This is a genomic window from Desulfolithobacter dissulfuricans (assembly GCF_025998535.1).
GTDB classification, from domain to species: domain Bacteria; phylum Desulfobacterota; class Desulfobulbia; order Desulfobulbales; family Desulfobulbaceae; genus Desulfolithobacter; species Desulfolithobacter dissulfuricans.
Genome location: NZ_AP024233.1, coordinates 3,549,826 through 3,567,398 on the forward strand (window position 1 = coordinate 3,549,826; position 17,573 = coordinate 3,567,398).

General features: G+C 60.9%; 14 protein-coding genes and 1 pseudogene. 3 read left to right on the forward strand and 12 right to left on the reverse strand.

What is annotated here, in order from left to right:
- Window positions 1–202: 202 nt before the first annotated feature.
- The 6 genes and pseudogenes from GF1_RS15910 to GF1_RS15935 form a co-directional block, all read right to left on the reverse strand.
- The gene (locus tag GF1_RS15910) at window positions 203–988 is read right to left on the reverse strand and encodes a TIGR02186 family protein (RefSeq protein ID WP_267927538.1); all 786 of its coding nucleotides are present in this window, start codon (window positions 986–988) and stop codon (window positions 203–205) included.
- A 2-nt stretch (window positions 989–990) separates the two neighbouring features.
- Window positions 991–1,923, reverse strand: a complete 933-nt coding sequence (locus GF1_RS15915) for a sulfite exporter TauE/SafE family protein (RefSeq protein WP_267927539.1) — start codon at window positions 1,921–1,923, stop codon at window positions 991–993.
- A gap of 470 nt (window positions 1,924–2,393) precedes the next feature.
- Complete coding sequence (locus tag GF1_RS15920) at window positions 2,394–3,767, reverse strand: sigma-54-dependent transcriptional regulator (protein WP_267927540.1); 1,374 nt, start codon at window positions 3,765–3,767, stop codon at window positions 2,394–2,396.
- On the reverse strand, window positions 3,764–5,218 hold the full coding sequence (locus GF1_RS15925; protein ID WP_267927541.1) for a sensor histidine kinase: 1,455 nt from the start codon (window positions 5,216–5,218) through the stop codon (window positions 3,764–3,766). The genes GF1_RS15920 and GF1_RS15925 overlap by 4 nt, the downstream gene beginning before the upstream one ends.
- A gap of 626 nt (window positions 5,219–5,844) precedes the next feature.
- Window positions 5,845–6,162, reverse strand: a complete 318-nt coding sequence (locus GF1_RS15930) for a type II toxin-antitoxin system VapC family toxin (protein ID WP_267929157.1) — start codon at window positions 6,160–6,162, stop codon at window positions 5,845–5,847.
- Window positions 6,141–6,216, reverse strand: a pseudogene (locus GF1_RS15935) (transposase); the annotation flags it as partial. The gene GF1_RS15930 and the pseudogene GF1_RS15935, both read right to left, overlap by 22 nt.
- Before the next feature lie 441 nt (window positions 6,217–6,657).
- Between GF1_RS15935 and radA the strand changes: the two are divergent.
- The 3 genes from radA (at window position 6,658) to GF1_RS15950 (ending at window position 12,087) form a co-directional block, all read left to right on the forward strand.
- Window positions 6,658–8,022 (forward strand): DNA repair protein RadA, encoded by a 1,365-nt coding sequence (gene radA, locus GF1_RS15940; RefSeq protein ID WP_267927542.1) that lies wholly within the window; start codon window positions 6,658–6,660, stop codon window positions 8,020–8,022.
- A 98-nt stretch (window positions 8,023–8,120) separates the two neighbouring features.
- Complete coding sequence (locus GF1_RS15945; RefSeq protein ID WP_267927543.1) at window positions 8,121–8,708, forward strand: hypothetical protein; 588 nt, start codon at window positions 8,121–8,123, stop codon at window positions 8,706–8,708.
- Between the two features lie 619 nt (window positions 8,709–9,327).
- Complete coding sequence (locus GF1_RS15950; protein WP_267927544.1) at window positions 9,328–12,087, forward strand: DUF5714 domain-containing protein; 2,760 nt, start codon at window positions 9,328–9,330, stop codon at window positions 12,085–12,087.
- 41 nt (window positions 12,088–12,128) lie between these two features.
- On the opposite strand, the gene pyrF is transcribed toward GF1_RS15950, so the two are convergent.
- The 6 genes from pyrF to GF1_RS15980 all read right to left on the reverse strand — a co-directional run bounded on the left by pyrF (window position 12,129) and on the right by GF1_RS15980 (window position 17,424).
- A complete protein-coding gene (gene pyrF, locus GF1_RS15955; RefSeq protein WP_267927545.1) occupies window positions 12,129–12,869 on the reverse strand; it encodes an orotidine-5'-phosphate decarboxylase in 741 nt (246 codons plus the stop codon).
- Between the two features lie 24 nt (window positions 12,870–12,893).
- Window positions 12,894–13,226 (reverse strand): hypothetical protein, encoded by a 333-nt coding sequence (locus GF1_RS15960; RefSeq protein ID WP_267927546.1) that lies wholly within the window; start codon window positions 13,224–13,226, stop codon window positions 12,894–12,896.
- Between the two features lie 68 nt (window positions 13,227–13,294).
- Window positions 13,295–14,404 (reverse strand): M24 family metallopeptidase, encoded by a 1,110-nt coding sequence (locus GF1_RS15965; protein WP_267927547.1) that lies wholly within the window; start codon window positions 14,402–14,404, stop codon window positions 13,295–13,297.
- 3 nt (window positions 14,405–14,407) lie between these two features.
- Entirely contained in the window at window positions 14,408–14,998 is a 591-nt protein-coding gene (locus GF1_RS15970; RefSeq protein WP_267927548.1) for a DUF6657 family protein, read from the reverse strand.
- A gap of 141 nt (window positions 14,999–15,139) precedes the next feature.
- A complete protein-coding gene (rsmB, locus tag GF1_RS15975) occupies window positions 15,140–16,498 on the reverse strand; it encodes a 16S rRNA (cytosine(967)-C(5))-methyltransferase RsmB (RefSeq protein WP_267927549.1) in 1,359 nt (452 codons plus the stop codon).
- Window positions 16,495–17,424, reverse strand: a complete 930-nt coding sequence (locus GF1_RS15980; protein ID WP_267927550.1) for a GGDEF domain-containing response regulator — start codon at window positions 17,422–17,424, stop codon at window positions 16,495–16,497. Before GF1_RS15980 ends, rsmB begins: the two co-directional genes overlap by 4 nt.
- Window positions 17,425–17,573 lie beyond the last annotated feature (149 nt).

The following is a 17,573-nucleotide window of genomic DNA, read 5'->3' on the forward strand; positions in this document are numbered from 1 at the left end:
CATCCAAAGGGGGTAGCTGCGTAACCCTGCGTCGTAAAACTCATATTAGGCAGTCTTCACTTGTGGGTACCTTGCAAAAAGGCAATTTTGCAGGATACCCCTGGTTATACCTTTATCATCAAACGGGCGGTTGCCTTGAAAAAGTTGTTTTTTCCTTCCTGGCAGGCGTTCGGTTGTTCAGGGCAACCGCCCCCGGAGGTGCTCAGTGGGCGCCGCCCTTGCCCTTGAACAGCATGCCCATCAGGAGTCCGGCCGCAATGGCGATGCAGACCGCGATGATGCCGTACATCAGGGCGTGGTTGTAGGCCATGTTGGCGATCAGGGCCGGCATGCCGGTGAGCTCGATGGTCAGGGTCTCACCGGTCTGTCCACTGACCCTGCCGTCACGTACCGCGTAGCACTGGACCTGATACTGGCCCGGTTTCATCTTCGGCGGTATGGTCAGGGTGGTGGAGAAGTGGCGCTCGCCGGCAGGGGTGTCGGTGTACCTGACCGTACCGGCATGGTCGTCATAGACCCCATATTTCTCCATCAGCTTGACATACTCGCCAAGGACAAAGGGTTTGTCCTCCGAGGCCGGTTCCAGGGTCACCTCCTGCTCCAGGGCCTGGTAGCCCAGCCCCAGTTCCGGTGACAGCAGTTCGCTGCCCCTGTTTTCCGGGACATAGAGCATGTACACCGCCGGGGTGTTGCCCAGGGTGACATCGGTTTTATTCATCCACAGAAAGCCGAAGACCTTGCCCTTTTCCTTGAGATGGACGTCTTCCCTCGGGCCCATGACCCGGATCACCACGTCGGCGTCAGCCGGTACCGTGCCGCTGGCCTCAAGGGTGGTGCCGTTGTAGAATGCCGGTATCCGGATCACACTGGTCGAGAGCTCCATCTGCACCTGGTCCGCTGCCAGCACCGTGGTGGCGGAGGCCAGCAGCAGCACCAGCGCAGCGACCAGGAGAGTCGGTTTCATATAGAACAGGTTCTTTTCTTCCATGATTAATGTCCTCCTTTTAAGGCAACCATGATGGACGGGGTCATCAGCAACCCGGCCATCATCTTCACGCAGACGAGCAGTACCAGACTGGCCAGCAGGATTTTGAGCTGGTCGCCCTTGAGTACCTTGCTGATACCGGTGCCTATCTGGGCTCCGACCGTGGAGCCGAGCAGCAGCAGAACCGCGAGGACAAAGTCCACGGTATGGTTGCTGTAGGACTGCATGATAGTGACGTTGACACAGGTAAAGAGGATCTGGAAAAGGCTGGTTCCCACCACCACATGCATGGGCATCCGCAGCAGGTAGACCATCACCGGTACCATGATGAAACCGCCGCCCACGCCCATGATGGCTGCCAGGATGCCGACCATGATGCCGAATCCCAGGGGCAGGAGGACAGATATTTCGGCTCCTGATTTCTCGAACCGGTACTGGAACGGCAGTTTTTTGAGAAAGCTGCCGCTGGAGGCCGGTTTTTCCTTCCCCGGTGTCCCGGCCGCGGCTTCCTTTCTGGCCCGGCGCAAGCCCTGCAGGCTTTCAACAAACATATAGCTGCCGACGCCGCCGAGCATGAGGACATAGGTGATGGCAATGAGAAAATCGGCGTTGCCCATGGCCCGCAGCAGCTTGATAATCTGGACTCCCAGGGTGCCTCCGGCAATACCGCCGATCAGGAGCATGAGGCCCATGGGGATATCCACGTTACCAAGCCGCATATGGGCCAGGGTGCCCGAAGTGGAGGCGCCGACGATCTGGTTGGAGTCCGAGGCGGCCGCCACTGTCGGCGGAATACCAAACATCATCAGCAGCGGTGTCATCAAAAAGCCGCCGCCAACGCCAAAAATTCCCGACAGCAGGCCGACAAAGCCACCCAGGCCTAAAATGATCAGAATGTTCACACTGTTGCCGGCAATAGGTAAGTACATGTGTATCATGACAAATTGAATCTCCAATACATAAGTTTGATTTCACGTGAGCAATGTCCCCTTCCTGTGGAGCCAGAGAGGAGGCCATCGCGCTGACAACCTTGTTGCGTCGCCGGCTGACGCTACGTGAAGTGGTCTGTTTTCTCTGCTTCCATTTGCTTCCTCCTTGGGGTGATATGGATAATACGTAATGTGGTGACACAACCTGGGCTGCACACTTGATGCCGGTGGGCTCTGGATAAGGCAAATAGCAACCGTCGTGCCATGTGGTACAGGAGGGATGGAAAAGAAGGGAGATTTCCTTGAAGTTTAATAAAAACAGTAAATTGCGAGAAAAGAAATATTGGCTGGTAATTTGGAAAACAAGGGAGGATGGGGGAGAGGGGGAGTTCATGTTTCAGGTTGAAACATGAACGGATTTTTCACGTTATCTTATTGGTATTATGTTGTTTTATCAGGTGCTGAGCTTGAGAGGTGTTTCAATGTGAACTGTCCTGGTCCGCGTTGGCGCCGGAGGCCAACCCATATTTTTTCATCCTCCGCCACAGGGTGGTGCGGGACATCTTGAGTATCTTGCTGGCCGCTTTCATGTTGTAGCCGGTTTTTTTGAGCACTTTCCTGATATAGCGCTTTTCCATCTCGTCCAGGGGGAGCATCTCCTGGACCAGGATATCGTCCCAGGCCAGTTCCAGCAGATGGGGTGGCAGGTCCCTGGCCGTCAGCTTGTCCGATTCGGTCAGGGCCACCGCATGCTGGATGATGTTTTCCAGTTCACGGATGTTGCCGGGAAAATGATACTGCATCAGCAGGTTCAGGGCCTCCGGGGTGATACCCTTGATTTTCTTTTCAAAGGCCCGGTTGGATTTTTCGATGAAATGCTGCACCAGCAGGGGGATATCCTCGCGTCGTTCCACCAGGCGGGGCAGGTGGATGGAGACCACGTTGAGGCGATAGTAGAGATCTTCCCGGAAAAGGCCTTCGCGGATCTGTTCCTGCAGGTCGCGGTTGGTGGCGGCGATGATCCGGATATTGAGATCAATGGGCCTGGTGCCGCCTACCCGCAGGACCTGGCGTTCCTGGAGGACATGGAGCAGTTTGACCTGCATGGACAGGGACATTTCACCGATTTCGTCCAGGAGTACCGTGCCGCCGGCGGCCGATTCAAAGAGGCCGACCTTGGTCGACACCGCGCCGGTGAACGAGCCCTTTTCATGGCCGAACAGTTCGCTGCAGATGAGTTCCTCGGTGAACCCGCCGCAGTTGAAATAGACAAAGGGATGTTTTTTTCTCGGTCCCAGTTCGTGGATGGCCCGGGCGGTGAGCTGCTTGCCGGTGCCGGTCTCGGCTTCCAGCAGGACATTGCAGTTGACCTGGGCCACCTTGCGGATGGTCTCGAAGATGGCTCGCATGGACTTGGAGTTGCCGATGAAACCCGGGATCAGACAGTGCTGGTCCATCGAACCGCGCAGGGTCCTGTTTTCCTGCCGCAGCCGGACCTTTTCCGCCGCCCGCTCGGCCATCAGGCAGATGTCATGCTTGCGGCACGGCTTGGTCAGGTAATAAAAGGCGCCTTCCTTGGTGGCCTCCACCGCATTTTCGATGCTGCCATGGCCGGTGACGATGATAGCCTCGGTTTCCGGGCTGGTGAGCCGCAGCTGGTGCAGCACGTCCATGCCGCTGATCCCCGGGAGCTGCATGTCGATGAAGACGATATCAAAGGGATTCTCCTGCATCCGGGCGAGAAAGGGTTCACCGGCGTTGAACACTTCCACCTCGAAACCGGCCTGCTCGAGAAACCGTTTGATCATGCGCCGGGCCGTGGCCTCGTCATCGATGACAGCAATACGAATCATGCTTTGTTGTCCTGTTCTTCCCTGTAACAGGGCAGGTAGACTGAAAAAGTGGTGCCCTTGCCCTGCTTGCTGGAGACCTCGATATAGCCGCCATGCCGTTTGACAATGCCATAGACAATGGCCAGTCCCAGCCCGGTACCCTTGCCGGCCTCCTTGGTGGTGAAGAAGGGGTCGAAAATCTGGTCGATGGCCTCCGGCGGGATGCCGGGTCCGGTGTCTGTCACGTCCACCCGGATCATGTCGTTATCCGCCCGCCTGGCCCGCAGGGTGATGGAGCCGTTTTCGTCCATGGCCTGTTCGGCGTTGATCAGCAGGTTGAGGAAGACCTGCTGCAGCTTGTTGATGTCGCCCTTGATCCGGGGCAGCATGTCCTCGATGTCCTTGGTCAGGGTGATGTTGTGGATGCGCAGTTCGTTGTCGATGAGATCAACGGTCTTGTGGAGCACATAATCCAGGTGGAGGGGCTGCATCTCCGGCGGCTGGACCCGGGAGAAGTCGAGCAGGTTCTTGACGATCTTGCTGGCCCGCTCGGTCTGGGCCATGATGTCCTCCAGGATCTCCATCTGCTCTTCCCTGTCCAGGGCGTCATACTCTTCCAGCAGGGTATCCGTTGACAGGGAGATGTTGTTGAGCGGGTTGTTGAGCTCATGGGCGATACCCGAGGAAAAGGTCCCGATGGAGGCCAGCTTCTTGGACTGGAGCAACTCCTCCTGCTTTTCCTCCAGAGCCACGGCCATCCTGTTGAAGCCTTCGATCAGCTCGGAGATCTCATCCCTTTCGTCCTGAACTTCCTTGATGGGGGTGAAGTTGCCCTTCTGCAACTCGGCCGTGGCCTTCTGGACAGAGGAGAGACGGTTGAGGACGTTTCTGGTCTGAAAATACATGGTCAGAACACTGCCCAGCACCAGGGCGGCCGGGACAAAGGTGTACCAGAACAGCAGTTCCCGCAACCCCCGGGAGAGGTTCTCCCGCTTGATGCCGACCAGCTCCGAGGCGGTGTCGGCCAGGGCCTTGCCGTGCATGCGCAGGACTTCGCTTTCGCTTTTGGCCAGCACCATGCTCTTGTCCTCTTCCTTGGGCCAGTGCTTGAATATCTTTTCATAGTCCAGATAATGCTGCCGGAACTGCCTGTACCTCTCCATGCCGATCAGCTTCGTAATCTTCGGTCCCAGCACGGCGATGTTTTCTTCTATCTTGTCCAGGTAGAGGCCGGCATTTTCCACGTTGTCGCTGCCCACCCCCAGCAGGATATCCTTTTCATAGCGGCGCAGTTCCAGGATGTCGCGCAGCAGGTCGTCGAACTGCTCCATGGTGATCAGCTTGTTCTCCAGGGAGACAATCTGGAACGAGTAGAGGGAGATCAGCATGAGAATGAAGGTAAAGGCAAGATAGTTGAGCAGGATCAACCGCTGTCGTATGGTGCATTTGCTGATCAGGCATCGAAGTTTCATCGGAATACTCCTGGTTAAGCCCCTGCCGGGGATTTATGGCCGGTACATGAAGGATGGACAGAAGGTCCTGCCGCCACGGACATGGTCCCTGCGCCCGTGGCCCGCTCCGCCTGCAGGAAAGACATAGTAGCACAGAGTGGAGGCCAGGGCAAATCACCCTCATGCAGGAACCCGGCGATGCGGTCCCTCGCAGGAATATCATTGTCAGGCGCCGTCCCTCACAAATCGCTGTCAGGGCGTCGGGGCACAAAAAAAAAGCAGTGGTACCGCCAGAAGCGATCGCACCGCTTTTTTCTTAACCCGCCGAACAACAACCACTCAAGATACGCGTCTGCAGGCCACAGGTAATAAACCTCGTGCTTGCGGCATCACGCAGGTGACCGGGCAAGCGGTACCAGGGGGAAACGTTCATCGCAGGAGCGGAGGAACGAGAATGTTCGGGCTGTTTTTATTGCTGCCAGGCTCCGTGGCGCCAGGCGTTGCTATCTTCTCATCAAGCTGAGATTCGGTGACAACCAGAAACCGGGGAGGACGTGATCCAGGATTTTATTGTGGACTGGTCGTAATCCCCTCTGATCGGGGCATTGTCCAGAACATAAGGAAAAATAAATCTGATCCCTTTTTCTCTATTCTTTTGCAAAATACTTCACTCCTCGAATACCTTTGAAATCTGAATCCATCGTCCAGAGGGTCGCCTCATACTTTCTGGCTGTTGCCAGAATAATGCTGTCCGCCATCGGCAGGTTATGAGTCATGCCAAGTTTTGAAGCAGTCATAGCGAGTGAAGTAGTAAGATCAATGACATTGCCTTTCTGCATTGCGGCGACAGCCAGCAGGGCTTCATTTTCTGTAGATTCACGCAATACAACCTTGAAAACCCCATAAATTGATATTGTCGGAACGACCAGGGTGGAGGGTACGCAGAAGAACCTCTTTATACTCAGATCTTGCTTGATCCATTTGAAAAACAGCTCGACCTGCCATCGACTGCGATACAATACTTTTCGTCCCAATTCAAAGCAGAAGTTGATGGAGCAGGTGCGCGAGGTATGGTAACTCGTCACAGGCCCCCATCTTCGAAGTCTCCGCTTATCTGATCGGTCGCGTCTGCCCGCATAGGGGGCTATAGCGGACAGCCACGACTGCACAAATCTTGGCACCTGAGACGAGTTACATTTTTTCCCTGGAAATATCGGCCTGGTGCGTACCCTGTGATCAGTAACGAGAGATCAGGCCGACGAAGATAGCTGTTCATGTTCAGGGCGGGTATTGCGGGGTTGCTTTTTTTCTCTTTTGCCATGATACTTTCAAGTAAATTAGATTTGAGGCTCCGTTGCAAGGCTATCGTCTTGATTTAGCAGGTCTTTTTCTTCTGTTTATTCCGGTTTGGGAGAGGTCGGCTCCAAAATGATTGGGGCCCAAAGGTTTGAGGGGAATCTGTGGCATCTGGAAAAGAGCAGCTGGTGTTTATCTGCGGGCAGTGCGGGTACGAGAGCCGCAAATGGCTGGGGCGCTGTCCTGACTGCGGGGAGTGGGGGTCGCTTGCCGAGGAGCGGCGGCCGGGCAAGGTCCGGAAGACACAGCGGAGCCAGGCATCCGTGCAGCCTCTCACCGAGGCCGTGCCCGGCGAGCAGGGGCGGCTGGTGACCGGGATCGGCGAGCTGGACCGGGTTCTGGGCGGCGGGATCGTCCCCGGTTCTCTGGTGCTCATCGGTGGTGATCCGGGTATCGGCAAGTCGACGCTTATCCTGCAGCTCCTGTCCGCCCTGGCCCGGGTGGGGAGGGTGCTGTACGTGACCGGCGAGGAATCGGCCCGCCAGATCCGCATGCGGGCCGACCGGCTGCGTATATGCGACGAGACCATTTTGCTGGCCACGGAAAACTGCGTCGAATCGATCACCGACATGGCCCGGGACACCAGGCCTCTGCTGCTGGCGGTGGATTCCATCCAGACCATGTACTCCGAGGAGGTGGGGTCGGCCCCGGGCTCGGTGACCCAGGTGCGCGAATCCACGGCCCGGCTGCTCACCCTGGCCAAGTCTTCCGGCCTGCCGGTGATCCTCATTGGCCACGTGACCAAGGACGGATCGCTTGCCGGCCCCCGAGTGCTCGAGCACATGGTGGACACGGTGCTCTATTTCGAGGGGGACCGGGGCCAGGTGTTCCGGATTCTGCGCACGGTCAAGAACCGGTTCGGGTCCACCAACGAGATCGGGGTGTTCGAGATGAAGGAGAGCGGCCTGGCCGAAGTGGACAATCCCTCGGCCCTGTTCCTGGCCGAGCGGCCGGTGAATGTGCCCGGATCGGTGGTACTGCCGTCGGTGGAAGGCACCCGGCCCATCCTGGTGGAGGTCCAGGCGCTGGTCAGTCCGTCCAGCCTGGGTACGGCCCGGCGGACAGCCATCGGCGCCGATCCCCAGCGCCTCGCCCTGCTGACGGCGGTGCTGGAAAAGAAAATAGGCGTCACCCTGTTTGACCATGACATCTTTCTGAACATTGCCGGCGGGATCCGCATCGACGAGCCGGCCCTGGATCTCGGCATGGTGGTGGCCCTGCTGTCCAGTTTCTATGAAAAGACCATTGACCCGGCCACCGTGGTCTGTGGCGAGGTGGGGCTGGCCGGAGAGATCCGGGCCGTGGGTCAGATGGACCTCCGGCTGCGCGAGGCCGAGCGGCTGGGCTTCAAGACCTTTCTCCTGCCCGCCTCCTCCACCCGTCAACTGGAGGGCAAGGTGGTGGATGGTATCGATCTGGTCGGGGTGCGAACCGTCCAGGATATTGTCAGCGAGCTGTTCACCGGGTAGAGAAGAGAAGAATGCGTTGCGGGTCCAGCCACCTCTTTCTTGTTGCCCGTCCACCCCTGATCCGATACAGTTGCAAAAATTCTTATTTGAGGAGATCAATGGATTTCGGCTATCACATGGAGCGGGCCTGGCAGGTGTTTGCCCGCTTTCTCCCCTCGGTGCTGCTCCTGACCCTGGCGCTCATCGGGATGAGCATGATCACCCTTGGTATCATGGCCCCGGTATGCACGGCCGGGTACATGCAGTCGCTGCTGCTGGCCCTGCGCGAGGACCGCAGGCCCGAGGTCCGGGATCTTTTTTCCCAGATGCGTCTCTTCTTTCCCCTGCTCGGGTTCGGTATTCTGGTGACCCTGGTCCTTCTGACCAGTTTTGCCCTGCTGGTTCTGCTCGGTCTGCTGGCCATGGTGGCGGTGAGTTTTGCCTGTCTTTACCTGGTCCCCCTGATGACCGACCGGAACATGGGGCTTTTCGAGGCCCTGGCCGAATCCTGGCGCATGGCGGTGCAGAAGCCGCTGGCCGAGCAGTTTGCCGTGGTGGCTGTCTACGTGGTTCTGACCTCCATCGGCAACTCCACCGGCCTGGGCGCGCTTTTTACCCAGCCCTTTGCCACCCTGTTTGTCCTGTCCGTGTACGAGGTCAAGCGGCGGCGTCTACTGCCGGAGCCGCCCCCACCTCCGATCCCCTGAATATTTTTTTATGATTACCACTGAAATTCAGCCACCGATGGATGAAGGTGTCGGCCTCACTTGTTGCACGGGTGTCTGTGGCCTGGATGGCCACAGTCAAGCCCCCAGGGACGGGTTTATGGCGTCCCGTGAAACAAGTGAGACCGACACCGATTTCAATGCTGAAGATTGATGGTAATCAGATACGTTTTTGAACTGGTACCACTATGATAGACTGGTCAGCCCGTCTGCACCGGCTGGAGCAGGACGGTATCCCCATTTATGTGAACCCTGAAACCCCTGACTGGTTTGTCCCCTCTACCCGGGGCGACCGTTTACTGACGGCGGCCGCGGGTTGCCAGACGATCGAACAGGCGGTGTTGAGGTATCGGGCGTTGTATGGCGAGGATGCGCAGCAGCTCGGGCGCGACTACCAGCGGTTGGCCATGGTTCTGGATACCCCTGAACCGGAGCCTTACCTGGGCCGCAAGGCCCATCTTCGTCTGGGGCGGCTGCGGGAGATCTGGTACCATCTGACCGACGCCTGCAACCTGGCCTGCCGCCACTGCCTCTTTGGCTCCTCTCCGGCCCGAAGCCAGGCCCTGGAACGGGATCTGCTTGACCGGAGCCTGGTGGAGGGATGGAGGCGGGCTGCCGGCTCTTCTATTTCACCGGTGGCGAACCCTTTGTCTATCCCGGTTTTGTCGAGATCCTGGCCCGGGTGCAGGAGTTGCATCCCCGGGCACATGCGGTGGTGCTGACCAATGGGTTGCTGCTTGAGCGGTGGCTTTCGGAATTGGCAGGATTGGACCGGGAGCGGCTGCACCTGCAGGTGAGCCTGGATGGGCTGGAACGGGAGCATGATCACCTGCGGGGCAGGGGCAGTTTCGCGGCCCTGGCTGCCAGCATGCGGTCCGTCCGCTCCGCCGGTCTGCCGGTGACCGTGTCGGTGGCTGTCAACCGGGTCAATGTCGATCAGCTGCCCGCGCTGGCCAGGCTGGCGGCCAGCTGGGGGGCCGCCGGCCTGCATGTGATGTATCATTTTGTCCGCGGTCGGGGGACCGATGCCCAGTTTGTCCCGCCGGAGCATATCGCGGCCAGGATGGTGGAGACCGGGGCGGTCTGCGCCGAGCTGGGGCTGAGGTTCGATAACCTGGAGGCCCTGCAGGCCCAGGTTTTCACCATGCCCGGAACCCGCCATGACCTGAGCGGCATGGGGTGGGAGTCACTGGCCATTGGTCCTGACGGGCGGGTCTATCCGTCACCGGCGCTGGTCCGGGTCGCAGCCCTGGACTGCGGTGGCCTGGACCAGGGTCTCACCTCGGTCTGGCGCCAGAGCCCGGTGCTGGCAGAGGCCCGCCGGGCCTCGCTGGCGGACGACCCGGACCTGGCGGCTGATCCGCTCCGTTTCCTCACCGGTGGCGGTGACCCGGATCACAGTTTTGTGCGCGGGGCCAGCTTTGTCGGCCACGATCCCTACCTGGAACTGGCCAACCGCCTGGTCCTGCATCTCATTGCCCGGGAAGCCGGCCGTTATCCGGATCAGGGACTCTTCCGGCTGCGGATGGGGGATCTTCGTTTTGATTGCCCCGACGGGGATGAGTCGGGCTCCGATGGCTCGGTTTCTCTCACCCACTGCAACTGCGTGGTTTCCCTGGCCGGACCGGACGGCCACCGGTCGGTGCGCGAGTTCTATGGTGAGGCCGCCCGGGAGGCCAAGCGCGATATCGTCAACCCTTTCGGACCGTCCGGCCTGGAGACCACTTTTATCCCTGACCAGTCCACCGAGCGTTCCTATGGCTGCGGCAGCCCGGTACGGGACGCGGCTCCACAACCCGGGGAGACCCTGGTGGATCTGGGCTCGGGCAGCGGGGTGGAGTGTTTCCTGGCTGCGGCCGAGGTCGGGCCGGAAGGACGGGTCCTCGGGATCGACATGACCGACGACATGCTGCAGCTGGCCATTGACTCGAAAAAACCGGTGAAGGAGCGGCTGGGCTACGACAATATCGAGTTCAGGAAGGGGTTTCTCGAGGCCATACCCCTGGAGGATGGCTGCGCCGACGTGGTGATCTCCAACTGCGTGATCAATCTCAGCCCGGACAAGCGGCAGACCTTTCTCGAGATCGGCCGGATCCTCAAACCAGGCGGCCGGCTGGTGGTCTCCGATATCGTTACCGATGGGCGGGTGGCGCCCTCCATTCGCAATTCCGCCCGGCTGCGCGGCGAGTGCCTGGGCGGGGCCATGGTCCAGGGTGACCTGATGCAGATGCTGGAGGATTGCGGCTTTGCCGGAATTTTCATCCACAGCCGTCATCCCTACCGCCTGGTGGGCGGGGACCGGTTTTTTTCTCTCACCTACGAGGCGCGCAAACCTGCCCACGGGGCGACCGGCGATCCGGTCCGGGTGGTGTACCGCGGTCCGCACCGGGCCCTTGTCACCGAAGAGGGGACCGTGCTTGAACGGGGGCGAATCACCACCATGGCCGCCTCGGAGGCCGCCCGGTGCGATGAATCGGTCTTTGTCCTTGATGATGAAGGGGGAGTGGTCAACGTGGAGCAGGAGCCATGCTGCTGCGCGTCCCCTCCCGAAGAGGCCACGGCGGCCGATGCTCCCCGGCACCCGCCGGTGCAGCCCATTGTCCGCCACCGGAGCGGCTGCATGCTCTGTGGCGCGGAGCTGGTCTATGACAACCAGGCCCGGGAGCAGGCCTGCCATTTCTGCGGCAGCCGCCAGCAGACCAACAGCCGCTGCCGGGAGGGTCATTTTATCTGCGATCGGTGCCACCAGGAGGAAGGGCTGGAGGTTATCCGCCATATCTGCCTGGAGAGGTCGGAGCAGGACATGATCCGGTTGCTAACGATCATCCGCTCCCATCCGGCCGTGCCCATGCACGGGCCTGAACACCATGCCCTGGTGCCCGGGGTCATCCTGGCCGCCTTTCGTAACAGCGGAGGCCGGATCAGCCACGAAACCATTGGTGCGGGAATTGAGCGCGGTGCCGGAATTCCGGGCGGAGCCTGCGGTTTCTGGGGCAGCTGTGGTGCGGCCATAGGTGCCGGAATCGCGGCCTCGCTCATCCTGGATGCCACCCCGCTCACCCCCCATCCCCGGCAGCAGGCCCAGGAGTTCGGCGCCCGGGTGCTGGCGGCCATTGGTGGTATCCGTGGCGGCCGTTGCTGCCAGCGGGAGACCTGGCTGGCCCTGACCACCACCGCCCGCCTGGCCCCGCAGTATTTCGGAATCTCCCTGCGGGCGGACAGTGTGATCCACTGTAGCCAGTACCGGCAGAACCGGGAGTGTATCGGTCGCCGGTGTCCGTTGTGGGAACACCGGCAGACAGAGGTGGAAGAGGATGGTAGCCGCCTGGGCCTGGATGTGCTGCAGCAGAGGATGTTGTGAGTGGTGATCGGTCTGGTGCGCACACTGTGAACAGTAACGGGTCAGTCCTGTTGCGGCTCCAGGGCGGTGGCGATCTCCTTCTGGATCCGGCTGACCATCTCCAGGGGCGCGGACGCGTCCCGGATGGGGCGGCCGATGACCAGGTAATCGCTGCCGTCACCAATGGCCCGGCCCGGGGTGGCGATGCGCTGCTGGTCGCCCGCATCACTGTCGGCCGGGCGGATACCAGGGGTAACCATGTCAAATTTTCTGCCCAGTTCGTGGCGCAGCATGGATGCTTCCCGGGCCGAGCAGACCAGGCCGTGGCAGCCGACATCCAGGACCCGCCGGGCCCGGGTCAGGACCAGTTCCTCCACCGTGCCCCCGAAGTTCAGCTCCGCCAGTTCCTGGCTGCCCATGGAAGTCAGCACGGTCACCGCAAGGATCTTCACTCCACTATCCGCTTCAAGGGCGGCCTCGACCACCGGCCGGTAGCCATGCACGGTGGCAAAGGTGATGCCCCGGTCCCGGAACTGTTCCACCGCCAGCCGCACGGTGGCCGGGATGTCGTAGAGCTTGAGGTCGAGCATGACCCGGTTGCCGCGGCTGGCGATATGTTCCACCACCGGCCAGCCTCCGGCCAGGAAGAGCTGCAGCCCCACCTTGAAGAAACGTATCCGGCCATCCAGCGCTTCCACCAGTTCCCGGGCCGCGTCCGCGGTGGGGACGTCGAGGGCGAAGATGATCCGCTCCTCCAGGGGAATCTTTTTTTCTTTTTCTTTTTCTTTTCTGTCGTTTTTCATGTCGCCTCTCGTGCCCGTTGGATTTCAGGCCGAAATCATCTCCTCCTCCAGGAGCCGGTCGGCGAAGTCGAGCACGAACTGGCGCTGGGCGGGCGTGGACCGGGCAATGCAGGAGCAGTGCATGTTGTCGGAGTTGCGGACCAGTAATTCAAACTTGAGCGCTTTTTCCTCCAGAACCACGGCAATGTAGAACGGAGCGCATTTGTCGTGTCCCTGCTGGGCCTCGGACCAGAGGTCACGGGGCAGTTCCAGCCAGAAGATACCCTCCATGGGGCCTGGCTTCAGGGTCCGTTTGAGGTAGCTTTCGATATTGTCGCGTTCAAGAAAGGAAAGTTCATCTATGACATACTGACGCATGGTTTTTGTTTTTCCTGTTTTTCTTTGATGCTGGAGGATTGTTGGCAGCCGGGAGGACGTGGCCCGGATCAGATATCGAGAAAGGTTGTATCCTGGTTGAGGTTTTCACAGCCGTCCTCGCGGACCACCACCATGTTTTCCAACCGGATACCGCCCCATCCGGGCAGGTAGATGCCCGGCTCCACCGTGACCACCATGCCCGGACGCAGCTTTTTCTTCGAGCGGCTGGAGAGGCGTGGCTCTTCATGGACGGCCAGGCCGACCCCGTGGCCCAGGGCGTGGCCAAAGGCCTCTCCGTATCCGGCCCGGGCGATGACCTGGCGGGCGGCCCGGTCCACTTCCCGGCAGGTGACCCCGGCGCGGATCGCCTCCATGCCGGCCAGCTGGGCCCGGCGAACCACCCGCAGCCGCTCCCTGAAGGTTCGGTCCGGTTTGCCGGCCACAAAGGTACGGGTCATGTCCGAGCAGTAGCCCTCAAGGACAAGACCCATGTCAACCAGCACCAGGTCGCCGGTCCGGAGTACCCGGTCGGTGGGTACGGCATGGGGTTTGGCCGCGTTTTCGCCAAAAGCGACAATGGTCTCGAAGCTCGGGGCCTCGGCGCCCAGTTCCCGCATGGTCAGCTCCAGGGCCAGGGCCACCTCCTGCTCGGTCATGCCCGGTTCGATGGTGTTGTAGACCAGCTGGAAGACCTGTTCGTTACGCTGGACCGATTTGCGAATGGCCTTGATCTCCTCTTCGCTCTTGATTTCCCGCATCCGCTCCACCAGCCCGGTGATCGGCACCAGGGTGAGGCTGATTCTGTCCGCCATGGCCTGGAGCTTGAGGGCGGTGGCATGGAGCATATAATCACTTTCAAAGCCGAGACGGTGGACGTGGAGCCTGGGCAGCAGCTGTTGCAGCCGGTTTTTGAGCCCGCGGGGATAGAGCTCGATCCGGAAGCCCGGAGCCTCTTCCCCGGCCTGGAGATGGAAGCGGGAATCGGTGAGCAGAAGCGGCTGGCCCGCGGCCGGTATGAGCAGGACGCCTGCGGTCTCCTGGATGCCGTGGTCCGCGGCCCGGTAGCCGCTCAGGTAGCGTCGGTTGTGGGGCTGGGTCACCAGCATGGCGTCGAGTTTCCTCCGCCTGAGCGTTTGCTGGAGCCGGTAGATTCGGTCGGGATAGCGCAGCTCCGCCATGGATCAGACTCCCAGTCGCTGTTTGAGCACGGTCTTGTGCTGTTCCAGGGCCTGGTTGTACTGGCCGCTGAGCTCGTTTTCGATCCGGGCCCATTCCTCCTGGAACTTCTGCTGCAGGGTCGCTTCGAGCTTCATGTCGCCGGGCGGCATGGCCCCCTGCTGACCCATGAGCTGCTCGTACTGCATGCGGACCTGCTCTTCGAGCTGGGTGCGCAGCTGGTCGCGGTGCTGGTTGTACTGGCCGAGGATGTGACCCATCTCCTGGCAGATGGCGGCAATGTCGCCGGCACCGCCGCTGAGCTCGACGAGGCCGTCGGCGGCCCGGTCACCGCGCTGTTTCTGGATCTCGTCGCGCGGCAGTGAGAGGTTGCGCATCAGCCCCTCGATCATGCCCTGGCGGATGATCATCTGCAGGGCCGGGTCTTTTGTCTCCAGTTCGGCTGCCAGGCTTGCCAGCTTGCCGGCCAGGTAGTCGGCGGCCAGCCGCATGCCTTCCTTGCGGGCTTCTTCCTGCTGCAGCTCTTCGCTGGAGGCCTTGCCCATGCGGGCGGCCCGTTCCATGACAAGATCCATGGTGGATTTGATTTCAGCCATCTGTCTTTTCTCCCCGGCACACGGCCTGCTGAGCCGACCCTGTCCGAAAGTAACTGGTGAATGGTAAGCAAACATACGGCGGACCCTGTCCGGGTCGGCACCGTGGTATGGTGTTCAGTATATGCAATTCGCCCTCAAAGCTCAATCTTCATCTCCGCGGACCATGCGGGCGCCGAAAAAGCCGTCGAGCCCGTCGGCCGGGGTCGGGCGGAAAAAGCCCTCCCGGTCGACCAGCTTCCGGGCCGGTTCCGGCAGCAGCTCCCTGCAGCTCTGGAGCTGGAATTGCGGATGTTTCTCCAGGAAGTCAGCCACCACCTCCTCGTTTTCCTCGGGTTCGAGCGAGCAGGTGGTGTAGACCAGCACGCCGCCGGAAGCGAGCAGGGCGGCGGCCTGGTCCAGGAGATGGAGCTGTTTTTCCCGGTATCGGGGAAAATCCGTGGCTTTCCGGTTCCAGCGGATATCGGGCTGCCGGCGGATGACCCCGGTTCCGGAGCAGGGGGCGTCGACGAGGATACCGGCGAACCGCTCTGTGGTCCGGGCGCTGAAATCCTCCAGGGTGGTCTGTGCCGGGGTGACCCGGTCCAGGAGTCCGAGCCGCCGGAGGTTTTCCCGCAGGAGGCGGAACCGCCGGCTGTCCGGCTCAAGCGCCGTGAGCGCGGCTCCATGCTCCAGCAGGGCGGCCAGGTGCAGGCTCTTGCCACCCAGACCGGCGCACCCGTCCAGGTAGTTCTGTCCGGCCCGCAGCGGTCCGAGCAGGAGGCTGGCCAGCTGGGCCGCTTCGTCCTGGATCTGGAAGAGTCCCTCGTCAAAGCCGGGCAGGCTTGTGACCGCGCCGCTGTGACCGGGGAGGATGATGCTGCCCGGTGCAAAGCGGCCCGGGGTAGCCTTGATGTCTTTGCGGTGCAGGAGATGGAGCAGCTCGTCCGGAGAAATTTTCAGGGTGTTGGTCCGCAGGCACAGGCTCGGTTCCAGGTTGTTGGCCGTGCAGATGGCCTCGGTCAGTGGCCGGCCAAACCGCTTTTCCCACCGGGTCACCAGCCAGTCGGGGTGGTTGCGGACCGGGGGATCCATTTTTCCGGGGGGTGGAATACGGCCCTCCTGGTGTTCCCGGGCGATTCGCCGCAGGACCCCGTTGACAAAGCCGGTCAGCCAGCGGGGCTGCCGGGCCTGGCGCAGGGCCTTGACCGTTTCGTTGACCGCGGCGCTCGCCGGGATCCGGTCCAGGAAGAGCAGCTGCAGGATCCCGACCCGCAGGGCCATCAGGGTGAGCGGTTTCATCTTCTCCGGCGGTGTTTTCGAGTAGCTGGCCAGGACGCGGTCCAGGTACTGGAGCTGGCGGAGCACGCCGCGGACCAGGTGGACGGCCAGCTGCCGGTCCCGGGCCGGAAGGTCACGGCCAAAGACAATGCGGTCCAGGTGGGAGGCGATGACCTCTCCGGAATCGTGCCAGGCAACCAGGACCTGGATGGCAAGGGAGCGGGGGCTGGAGGTGTTTTTCACAGTTCGGAAAAGGCGGTGACGTGGTTTTTACCCTGGTTCTTGGCCGCGAACAGGGCGTGGTCGGCATGGGCCAGCAGGTCGGTCAGGGTCTGGGCGTCGTCCGGGAAAGTGGCCAGCCCGCAGCTGACCGTGATGTGGATGGAGAGGCCCTGTTCGGCCAGAAACTCGGCCTCTTCGATGGCCCGGCGGATCTTTTCCGCCATGATTCGACCCTGTTCCCGGTCGTGACCGGTGAGGACGATGACAAATTCGTCGCCACCGTAGCTGACCCCGTAGCAGTCGGCGGGCAACCCCTGGCGCACCACATCGGCCAGCTCGGCGATGATGCGGCTGCCGTTTAAGTGGCCATAGGTGTCGACCACGTTCTTGAAATTGTCGATGTCCATGAATATCACCGACAGATGCCGGTTCTGGGCCCGGTGCATGTCCAGCTGACCCTGCAGGGTCTGGTAGAGGTAGCGGGTGTTGTAGAAGCCGGTCAGGTCGTCGCGGATGGCCAGCTCCCGGTAGCGGGCCTCGGAGGCCTTGAGTTTTTCCTGGGCCTGCTTGAGGGCCAGGTGGGTCTGGACCCGGGCCAGGAGTTCTTCCTGGGTATAGGGCTTGGTCACGTAATCCTGGCCGCCGGCGGCAAAGCCGGTGACGATATCCTCCTTTTCATTGCGGGCGGTGACAAAGAGGACCGGGATGTCGGCCAGGGCCGGATCTTTCTTCAGCCGCCGGCAGACCTCGAAGCCGGAGAGACCGGGCATGTCCACATCGAGGAGGATCAGGTCCGGCATCAACCTGGGGGCCAGAGCCAGGGCCTCGTCGCCGCTCTGGACAGCGGTTACCCGGTAACCGGCCTCGCCCAGAACCCGGCTGAGCAGTTTGGTGACAATTCGGCTGTCGTCAGCCAGGAGCAGTGATGGTCTACGGGGCTCGGTCATGATCGGAAGGGGGCTGTTTTTTTCGTCAATTTGAATTGGTACATGGTTATAAAGCAGGATACTGAAATTGCAAGCCCGGGGTGGTTTTCAGGGAAAGAAGATTGGTTTCGGATACTCCCGTTGTCGGGGCCTGGATATATTCAGCCCGA